General features: G+C 69.3%; 9 protein-coding genes and 1 pseudogene. 6 read left to right on the top strand and 4 right to left on the bottom strand.

The window, feature by feature from the left end; translation table 11 throughout:
* The first annotated feature begins 173 nt into the window (after window positions 1-173).
* Window positions 174-419, top strand: a complete 246-nt coding sequence (locus tag ABT123_RS21545) for a chorismate mutase family protein (protein WP_351316986.1) — start codon at window positions 174-176, stop codon at window positions 417-419.
* A 333-nt stretch (window positions 420-752) separates the two neighbouring features.
* Window positions 753-1,529, top strand: a complete 777-nt coding sequence (locus ABT123_RS21540; protein WP_351316983.1) for a GNAT family N-acetyltransferase — start codon at window positions 753-755, stop codon at window positions 1,527-1,529.
* A 2-nt stretch (window positions 1,530-1,531) separates the two neighbouring features.
* Here ABT123_RS21540 and ABT123_RS21535 read toward each other — a convergent pair whose 3' ends face one another.
* Together ABT123_RS21535 and ABT123_RS21530 are read right to left on the bottom strand one after the other, a co-directional pair.
* Window positions 1,532-3,109, bottom strand: coding sequence for a GlnX family signal transduction membrane protein (locus ABT123_RS21535; protein WP_351316980.1), 1,578 nt, complete (start codon window positions 3,107-3,109; stop codon window positions 1,532-1,534).
* A gap of 222 nt (window positions 3,110-3,331) precedes the next feature.
* Window positions 3,332-3,520 (bottom strand): annotated as a pseudogene (locus tag ABT123_RS21530) (response regulator); the annotation flags it as partial.
* 178 nt (window positions 3,521-3,698) lie between these two features.
* Between ABT123_RS21530 and ABT123_RS21525 the strand changes: the two are divergent.
* Window positions 3,699-4,259, top strand: coding sequence for a hypothetical protein (locus tag ABT123_RS21525; protein ID WP_351316977.1), 561 nt, complete (start codon window positions 3,699-3,701; stop codon window positions 4,257-4,259).
* On the opposite strand, the gene ABT123_RS21520 is transcribed toward ABT123_RS21525, so the two are convergent.
* Both ABT123_RS21520 and kdpB read right to left on the bottom strand, forming a co-directional pair.
* Window positions 4,237-6,147 (bottom strand): serine/threonine-protein kinase, encoded by a 1,911-nt coding sequence (locus tag ABT123_RS21520; RefSeq protein ID WP_351316974.1) that lies wholly within the window; start codon window positions 6,145-6,147, stop codon window positions 4,237-4,239. The two genes, ABT123_RS21525 and ABT123_RS21520, sit on opposite strands and share 23 nt — an antisense overlap.
* A gap of 43 nt (window positions 6,148-6,190) precedes the next feature.
* Complete coding sequence (gene kdpB / locus ABT123_RS21515) at window positions 6,191-8,350, bottom strand: potassium-transporting ATPase subunit KdpB (protein ID WP_351316971.1); 2,160 nt, start codon at window positions 8,348-8,350, stop codon at window positions 6,191-6,193.
* A gap of 288 nt (window positions 8,351-8,638) precedes the next feature.
* Here kdpB and kdpF (ABT123_RS21510) point away from each other — a divergent pair, with 288 nt between their 5' ends.
* The 3 genes from kdpF (ABT123_RS21510) to ABT123_RS21500 all read left to right on the top strand — a co-directional run.
* Window positions 8,639-8,728, top strand: a complete 90-nt coding sequence (kdpF, locus tag ABT123_RS21510) for a K(+)-transporting ATPase subunit F (protein ID WP_351316968.1) — start codon at window positions 8,639-8,641, stop codon at window positions 8,726-8,728.
* 288 nt (window positions 8,729-9,016) lie between these two features.
* Window positions 9,017-9,106, top strand: a complete 90-nt coding sequence (gene kdpF, locus ABT123_RS21505; protein WP_063789431.1) for a K(+)-transporting ATPase subunit F — start codon at window positions 9,017-9,019, stop codon at window positions 9,104-9,106.
* Window positions 9,107-9,112: 6 nt separating this feature from the next.
* On the top strand, window positions 9,113-9,654 hold a 542-nt coding region (locus ABT123_RS21500), incomplete at its 3' end, for a potassium-transporting ATPase subunit KdpA (RefSeq protein ID WP_351316963.1).

The following is a 9,654-nucleotide window of genomic DNA, read 5'->3' as shown; positions in this document are numbered from 1 at the left end:
ATCAACTCAACCCATCTGGAAGACCGGCGGACAGCAGGCGATCGGGCGCGGCGACGCGCGCATACCTGCAGACCAGCGGCAAGTCTCCGATCGCCCTCGCCAGGAAAATCCCTAGTCATGGACCACTCATGGACTAGGGGTTTGGAGAGCGGCGGGAGGGCAGGATCGGCGGCATGTCCGAAACCGTGGAGAACGGCTCCGCGCCCGACGAACTCGACCGGCTCGACGAAGAGCTCATCGCTCTGATGCTGCTGCGAGCGCGGCGGGCCCGCGCCCGGCAGCTGGACCAGCGGGCGTCCGGTCTGCCGATGTCACCACTCGCCCGGGAGAACGCGATGCTGCGGCTCTACGCGCAGCACCTCGGCCGCGAGGGCACCGCCATAGCCCTGGCCGTCCTCGCGCTGTCGCGCCGGCAATAACGTGTCCGCATACAAACGTCAGAAGGCTGTCAAGGACCCGTTCAGAATCTTGTCCACCTGTCCCGGATGCGCTGGGATGAGGTCATGAACAGCGGTCCGCGCCACAACGACCGGCCACCGAATCCGGTGCAGCCGACGGCGCCCGCTGTCCGCCCTGCCGACTGACACCGGCACCGGCACCGGCCGCGCGTCGTCACGTACGTGCCGTCGTTCCTCGAAGGGGCCGACCCAGGCCTCGTACGCGTCTCCGCCCCTACCCGCATGCGCTGAGCAGCCCGCACCCACCGTTCGCCGGGGGCGCCGGGCCCGTCCGCCATGCCCCGAGGAAGAATCATGATCAACCTGCCGTCCCACCGGCTCCCGTCCCTCACCGGCTGGTTCCCCGCCGGCGCCCCCGGCCCGTCCGCCCTCACCGAGCACGCCCTGACCACGGAGGCCGGCCGCTGGTGGGTGGACCGGGTCATCCAGCCGCGCGTGATCGCCGCCGAATGCGGGCACCACGTGCTCCTGCGCGGCGACCCGCAGGCCCTGACGCCGAAGAGCCTCGCGCGCTTCGCCGACCGCCACATCGAGGCTCCCGGCCGCTTCCTTCCGCTGATCAGGACCGCTTTTGACCAGGTCTCACCGCGGCAGCGGATGGTGCATGTCAGAAGCTCGGGCGCATCGTCCGCCCAGCCACCGCGGGGCGTCACGGTGCGCAGGCTCAACGCCGGGGACGCCCGCGCGCTCGCCACGCTTCCGCCGGCGATGAGCTGGGTCCACTGCACCTGGGGCGGCCCGGAAGCCCTCGCACGCTCCGGTTACGCCTGGGCCGCCTTCCACGGCAACCGCATCGTGGCGGTCGCCTGCACCTACTTCCTCGGCTCCGCCTACGAGGACATCGCCTGCGTCACCGTCCCCGACCCCCGCATCCAGTACCTCGCGCTCGACTGCGTGAACGCCCTGTGCTCGGACATCACCGCCCGGCGTCACACACCGAGTTGGACCTGTTCCACGGGCAACCGGCCAGGGCGCCTGCTCGCATGGACGGCGGGCTTCCGGCCCAAGATCGAATACACCCACTATGTCGTCGGCGCCCCGGCTGCGGAGGAACGAGTGGCGACGGGATAGCGTTACCGGAACTCGGCCAGTCGGCGGCGCAGCCCAAGCACGGTCAGCCCGGCCGCGAGCAGCAACGCACCGCCGGCCAGCGGGGCCTGCGTGGCCAGCGCCTCGCGGCCGTCCCGGACGGCGAGGTCGAAGTGCCGCTGGTTGATGGCGGTCACCTCGTCCAGGGCCTTCATCCATTCCCCGAAGTGGGCGTTGGAGGTGTCCGATGCCCAGCCGATGCAGAAGACCGTGGCCTCCTGAGTCTTCCCCTCGGCCACCAGTCGCCGGAAAGTCCGGTCGTCACGCTGGTAGACGGCGTACGCCTCGACCGTCTTCTCGGCAGCCGCCCGCTCCCCCGCGAAGGTGATGTTGTCCAGTTCACGCCGGTACTCGCCGGTGAACCGCTTGTCGTTGTGGTCCTTGCGGTACGCGGACCAGCTCTCGTCGAGCTTCGCGTCGTAGGTGTCGAGTCCGGCGCCCGCGATCCCGTACAGCTGGTGCGACTTGTCGAGGAAGGACTGCTCGTACGTCGTGCGGCGGCCGGGGTCCAGGAGGTAGCGGCTTTCGTCCGCGTTGGCGTCGTAGCCGATCGCCTTGGACCGTGACAGCGCGATGACGGAGTCGAAGGCGTCCCGGCGGGCGACCTTCATCCGGTCGTAGTTGACCGTGAGCAGTTGCGCGGCGCACACCACCGCGACTGCGGCGCAGAGGGTGGCGGCGATCAGTCCCGGGTTGAAGACGCGGTGGAAGCGACGGGCGAGGTGGACCTGGAGCAGGACGAGCGCGGCGATCAGCAGCCCACCGAGGACCGCTGCGGCGGTCCGCTGCAGGTCGAGCCCGCCCCGCGCCGCGTCGTATTGACGCTCGTAGACGGTGTTGTTCACGTCGACGAGCCTGCGGGCCTCCGGCAGCAGCCGGTCGCTGAGGAGGTCGGTCGCGGTGCGGTAGTCCTCGCGGGCGGCGTCCTTGCCACCGGGGCGGCTGTCGTTCTCCAACGCCCGCCCGATCATCTCCTGGTAGTGCGCGAAGTCGTCGGTGAGGCTCACGACGGTCGCCTCGGTGGCCGGATCGCCCTCCGAGGCGGCGGCGAGTGCGCGCAGCGAGCGGCTGATGGTTTCCTGGGCATCCCGGTAGAAGCCGTTGGCCTTCGCGTACGACTCTTCCAGTCGGCCCTTCCCGGTTCCTGAATCGCCGCTGGAGAGAAGGATGTTGGCGGTTTGTGCGTCCATGTCGTTGAGCGCCAGGTTCAGCTGGGTCGCGGAGAGGGTGCGGGGCGCATCGCGGCGGGTCGTGTCGTCCCAGATGGTGGTCGCCCCCGTGGCCGCGACCACGAGCAGGATCAACAGCCCGGCCGCGAGGAGCACGCATGCCGTGCGGGCGAGGCGCAGTCGGCCCGGCAAGGTGGTCCAGTAGCGGTCGGCGATCTTGCGGGCCGCTCCGGCGACGGCGTGGCGAGAGCGCCGAGGCTGCCGTCCTTGCGGTTCCTCCCCGTCCCGCGATCCGGGAACCAGCCAGCTCGGAACGTCGGGTACCGGGGTTTCGACAGCGGCTTCCGGGCCCCCCGCCCGCTGGCCGTGTTCGGTACCGGCGGTGATCGTCACTCGCCCTCCAGCTCGCACCGGGGCCGTCCGTACGACCCCGTATGCACGCCAGCATCTGGCTCAACTGTTCGACTCACCAAGTGCGTTGATGCCCTTCATACGCAGCGGGCACCGAATTGACGGGGCCTTGACGGCGACGCCCCGGCCGGCTTCGCCGCATCACGTCTCGAAGCGGTACCCCAAGCCGGAGACCGTGATCAGATGGCGCGGGTGCGACGGGTCCGCTTCCAGCCGGGCCAGCAGTTCGGGCATGCTGAAGGGCTTGGTGATGTAGTCATCGGCGCCCGCGTCCAGGGCCTGGACCTTCTCCCGGGAGCCATGGCGGGCGGAGACCACCAGGATGGGCACCTGCGACCACGCGCGCAGCTGCCTGATCACATCGATCCCGTCCATGTCGGGCAGCCCGAGGTCGTGACCGCCCCTGCACGCCTTGGCGACGTCCATACGGCAAGGGGCGCGACCTTGACGACCCCCATACGCCCGCCACGGGCCGGCGCGGCACAGCGGCCGTCAAGATGTCGTCGCCACGGCGTCAGCAGTCCGTCAGGGGTGCATGGCCGAAAACCCGACCCGTCCTAACGTCGCTCGCATGGGACGACGTGTCACTCGGTCCGCGACCGGCGCAGGAGCCGGGAACGCGGGGCCTCCTGAGCCGCTCGCACAGGACATCCACTGGGCCGGGGAGAGACGATCGGCCATCGGTGTCGCCGCCCTGCTCCTCACTGCCCTGTTCCTGCTGGACGCAGGCGCCGGCCGGCTCGACCTGACCCGCGGCGCCCTGTGGACCGGCCTGGCCGCCCTCGTCTTCGTGATCCTGCTGCCGCCCCGGGTCTCCACACGGCCAGGTCTGCTGAGCGTCCGCGGGTTGCTCGTGGAGCACAGCGTCCGCACCGACTCCCTCGTCTCGATCCGGTGGTCCGACGGAGTGTCTCAGCGGATGATCCTCCGGGACACGGAAGGAAGCCGGGTCGAGATCGACCCGGCCGTCCTCGTCCGCAATTCCGCCATGTGGCGGCGTCTCGACACGGACACCCGCACCTCCGTCCAGCGCGGCACCCTGCTGTGCGGCGAGACCGCCCTGCGCCGGCTGGCGGGACGCATCGACCGCGAGACGGCTCACTCGGTCTTCAAGGTGTCCGGTCTGGAGTGACCGGCTCCCGCCGGACCGGTACCAGCAGCCGGGCGAGTGTCCGTCCGTCGCCGGTCGGGGGCAGCAGGACGATGCTCAGCTCGGCTGCGATGGCCTCGTCCTCGTCCTCGTCCTCGTGGCGGCCGGGCGGCAGGTCCAGCCGGAGGTGGTAGTCGCATGACTCGCCGTCCGGAACCTCGATGGGGTACTCGCCGGTACCGGGGGCAACCTGATACCCGTGGCCGGTGAGATCTTCCACGGACGGTGTGACCTGCTTGACGAACCGCACCTGACCGCCTCCGGGCATCGCGATCCGCAGGGCGAGGTCACGGGCGAATGCCTGGCGGGTCCGGGCGATGAGCAAGGACAGCTCCCCTGCGAGGTTCGACGTGGGCTGCGAGGGATGCATGACGATGCCCGACGTGCCGGACAGTGCCGTGGTGATGGATCTGATCGGCGCCACCTCCCAGTTGTTGCCGATGCCGCGGGCGTGGCAGGTGAAGCGGCCGGCACACGAGGCGAGCACTGCTGAAAGCTCTTCGGGGCTCTCGGCCGTGGCTTTCAGGTCCATCAGGAGGATCGCGGTGCGCACTGCGTCGCCGTGCGCAGCCAACAGCCGGTCGGCGAGCCGCAGCCATCGGCCGAAGGCGGCGGTCCCGATCGGTTCCAGCCGGGCCAGCGCGGCGTGCGCCTCGGCCTTGGTCGCCGCGTTCGCCCGGACCAGGCGCATGGTGTCGGGGTAGAGCATCCGGGCATAGTCCGAGCCCGCCACGACGGCGAAGGAGACACCCTCGTCCAGGCCGTCGATGGCGGTGCCGACCGCAGCCTTGACGGCACGGAAGTCCGCTTCGGGAAGGTCCTCGGAGAGCCCGAGCAGGAACACCAGCGCGCGGGGCGCCGCGGCGGCAATTTCGCCCAGGGCTGCGCCCGCACCTGTCACCGTCACGATCGCATTGACCTCGGTCGCTTCCGGGGGGAGGAGTTCGTTGTAGAACGCCTCCACGGTGAAAGCGGATGCGGGAGGAACAGCTGGTGCCGGGCGGCCGGCGTACGCGTACCGGGGGTCCGGTCCGCCGGTATGCCGGGAACCCAGGTTCCTGAGCCGGTCGGCGACAGCCCCGGCGTAGGAGGGGCGGTCACCGGGACTCTTCGAGAGCAGAACCGAGATGAGCCGGTCGAGCTCGTCGGGGACGCCTGGCCGCAGAGAGGCCAAGCGCGGGGGCGGCGTGTGGATGTGATCCATCATCACGACCCGGAAGTCTCCGTGCGTCGTGAACGGCGGCTTCCCGGTGAGGAGGGCGAACAGGACGCAGCCGAGGGCGTACAGGTCGGCCCGTCCGTCGACCCGATGCCCCTGACACTGTTCGGGCGCCATGTAGTCGGGCGTCCCCATGAGGCTGCCCTCGCGGGTCAGACCGGAGTCCGCCTGGACGAACCCTGCGATCCCGAAATCGCACACCTTCACCCGGTCGCCGGCGACCACCATCAGGTTGGCGGGCTTGATGTCCCGATGGACGACGTCCGCTCGGTGCGCGTACGAGAGCGCGTCGGCGACTTGTGCGGCCAGGTCCACGGCCCGGTGCACGGGCAGCCCGGACGGCTGTTCCTGCAGCACCGCGCCCAGATTCCGCCCGTCGAGCAGCTCCATGACCAGGTGGAGCTGCCCGTCCTGCGCACCGGTGTCGAAGACGTGGGTGATCCCCGGATGCTGGAGCCGCGCCGTGACCTGGGCCTCGCGGTGGAACCGGTCCACCACGTGGCCGTCGGCCAGATGCGGGGGAAGGAACTTGATGGCGACCTTGCGATCCAGCCGGGGATCGTAGGCCCGCCACACCTCGCCCATCCCGCCGCGTCCGAGCAGATCCTCCAGCCGGTACCGGCCGCCGATGTACATCCCAACGACATTCATGGCCCCCGCATTCTACTGAGCGCCAGCGCCATGCGGACGGACGTCAGCCGAGCCCGGGGATCGTGGACACGAACAGGTCGATGACCTTGATGCCGACGAACGGCAGGACGAGCCCGCCCAGGCCGTAGACGGCAAGGTTGCGGCGCAGCAGGTCGTGGGCCGAGGCCGGCTTGTAGCGGACGCCGCGCAGGGCCAGCGGGATCAGCGCGATGATGATCAGCGCATTGAAGATGATCGCCGAGGTGATGGCGGACAACGGGCTGTGCAGGCCCATGACGTTGAGCGCTTCCAGGCCGGGGTAGGCCGAGGTGAACATGGCCGGAATGATCGCGAAGTACTTGGCGACATCGTTCGTGATCGAGAAGGTGGTCAGGGCCCCTCGGGTGATCAGGAGCTGCTTGCCGATCCCGACGATCTCGATGAGCTTGGTGGGGTTGGAGTCCAGGTCCACCATGTTCCCGGCCTCCTTGGCGGCCGAGGTACCGGTGTTCATCGCCACGCCGACATCTGCCTGCGCGAGCGCCGGGGCGTCGTTGGTGCCGTCACCGGTCATCGCGACCAGCCTGCCACCCGTCTGCTCCCGCCTGATGAGGGCGAGCTTGTCCTCGGGCGTGGCCTCGGCAAGGTATTCGTCGACTCCGGCCTCGGCGGCGATGGCCCGGGCCGTCAGCTCGTTGTCGCCCGTCACCATGACCGTGCGGATGCCCATGCGGCGCAGCTCGGCGAACCGCTCCCGGATGCCCTCCTTGACGACGTCCTTGAGGTGGATGATTCCGAGCACTCGGGGCCCGTCCCAGTCGTGGACCGCCACGAGCAGGGGGGTACCGCCGGACTCCGACACGGTGGCCGACCATACGGCGGCTTCCGGCGGTACGGTCCCGCCGCGCCGCGTCACCCACTCGGACACCTGGGCCACGGAGCCCTTGCGGATGGCGCAGCCGGCCCCGTTGGACCAGCTCAGGTTGATTCCGCTCATCCGGGTACGGGCGCTGAACGCCTGGAAGCGCGGGTTGCTCAGCTCCTCCTCGGCCACGGCCTGCAGCCCGTACTGCTGGGCCAGGGCGACGACGGACCGGCCCTCGGGGGTCTCGTCGGACAGCGAGGCCAGCTGGGCCGCGTCCGCGAGCTTGATGTGGTCGATTCCAGGGAGCGGGATGAAGGCGGCTGCCTCGCGGTTGCCGTGGGTGATGGTGCCGGTCTTGTCGAGGAGCAGGGTGTTCACGTCACCGGCGGCCTCGACCGCGCGCCCGCTCATCGCGACGACGTTGCGCTGGACGAGGCGGTCCATACCCGCGATGCCGATCGCGGAGAGCAGCGCACCGATGGTCGTGGGGATGAGAGTGACGAGGAGGGCCACGAGGACGGTGGTCGACTGGGCGGCGCCCGCGTAGTCGGCCATCGGCTGGAGCGTGACGACGACCAGGATGAAGATGACGGTGAGAGCGGCCAGCAGGATGTTGAGCGCTATCTCGTTCGGGGTCTTCTGCCGGGACGCGCCTTCGACCAGGGCGATCATGCGGTCCATGAAGCTGTGTCCCGGGCGGGAGCTGACGCGTACGACGATCGAGTCGGACAGCACGGTCGTACCGCCCGTGACCCCGCTGCGGTCGCCGCCGGCCTCTCGGATCACTGCCGCCGATTCGCCGGTGACAGCGGATTCGTCGACCGCCGCGACGCCGTCGATCACGTCGCCGTCGGCCGGGATCAGCTCACCTGCCTCCACCAGCACGACGTCCAGGGGCTGCAGCTCGCTCGGGGCGACGGCCTCCGACTCGGCGGCCCGCAGGTTCATGCCGTACGTCCAGTGCCGCAGCCGCAGCGCGACGGTGTCCGTACGCGCCTTGCGCAGCGAAGCGGCCTGGGCCCGGCCGCGCCCCTCGGCCACGGCCTCCGCGAAATTGGCGAAGATCACCGTCAGCCAGAGCCAGACGCTGATCACCCAGGTGAACACCGACGGGTGGATGAGCGCCGACAGCGTGGTGAGCACGGAGCCGACCGCGACCACGAACAGCACCGGTTTTCGGATCAGCTCACGGGGTTCGAGTTTGCGTAAGGCCTCACGGAAGGAGGCCGCCGGCCGTGTCGACTCCAGCAGGGACCCGCGGCCTGGGCGCCTTCTGGGCGGCCGGCCGACCGGAACCTGCGACGGGGACAGGGACGGGGACGGAACGGGAGGTACCTGCCGGGTGGCGGCGGGAGGCATGGCGAGACCTTCTGGTCGAATCAGCGCAACCGGAACGAGGGCGGTCAGGAACCTACCGGGCCTCGAGCCCTCAACTGCCTTACTCGACAGCCAATTTGTGCCCTCTTAACGGCAGGCACATCGAAGGCGTCAGGACCCGGTGAAGGAGGCGTCAAGGACGGCCGGTGAGGGCGGGGCAGCGTCAGAGATCCGTCAAGAGGCGCTCTCCCTGTTGCCCTGGCTCCACAAAGGGGCAGGCTTGATCTGGCCGGCACCTGCCCGGCCGGAACACACGAGGAGAGAACCCTGATGAACGCGGAGAACGTGGTCGGCCTGCTCATCGCCCTGGCGCTGCTCGGCTATCTCGTGGTCGCTCTGATCAGGCCCGAGAAGTTCTGAACGCCTCGCTTCGGCCGGCCGGCCTGTGACCAGGGCTGACCAGGACTGACCGCCCGAAAGTGGCATGACCCATAAGGGTGGCGTTAAGGGTTCCCGTGCGCCCGTATGGATCTCGTCAAAGTGTCTTAGCACCTGAGTGAAGGCACGGTTATCTCGTCATCGGCCGTCTGGCTGATTCATTTCCTTCCACTTCACTCAGGAGCTCACGATGGCCGATCTGGCCTTCGTCGTCACCACGATCGCGGTGTTCGCGCTGGTGGCACTCATCGCCCGAGGGGTGACCAAGCTGTGACCGCCGAGAACATCGTCGGCCTCGTGGTGGCTGTCTCCCTGCTGGGATACCTCGTCCTTGCCCTTGTGTACCCGGAGAGGTTCTGAGCCCTGATGAGTCCTGTTCTTTCCGGTGTGCTCCAGCTCCTCGCCCTCGTGGTGGTGCTGGCGCTCGTCTACCGCCCGCTGGGCGACTACATGGCCAAGGTCTACTCCTCGGAGAAGCACTACGCTCCCGAGAAGTGGATCTACAAGGCCATCGGTGCCAACCCGACCGCTGAGATGCGCTGGCCCGCGTACCTGCGTGCCGTCCTGGCCTTCTCCGCGGTGAGTGTCCTCTTCCTCTACGGCCTCCAGCGCCTGCAGGGCTCGCTGCCCGGCTCGCTGGGCTTTGCGGCCATCGACCCGGACCAGGCCTTCAACACGGCCGCGTCCTTCGTCGCCAACACCAACTGGCAGTCGTACTACGGCGAGCAGGCCATGGGCCACGTCGTGCAGACCGGCGGCCTGGCGGTGCAGAACTTCGTCTCGGCGGCGGTCGGCATGGCCGTCGCGGTCGCCCTCGTCCGGGGTTTCGCCCGCTCCCGCACCGGTGAGCTGGGCAACTTCTGGGCGGACCTGGTCCGCGGCACCGTCCGCATCCTGCTGCCCATGTC

The sequence above is a fragment of the Streptomyces sp. NPDC002054 genome, from assembly GCF_040296685.1.
Taxonomy (GTDB): domain Bacteria; phylum Actinomycetota; class Actinomycetes; order Streptomycetales; family Streptomycetaceae; genus Streptomyces.
Note: the sequence above shows the minus strand (reverse complement) of the source record. Positions and strands in the feature narration are given on the sequence as shown.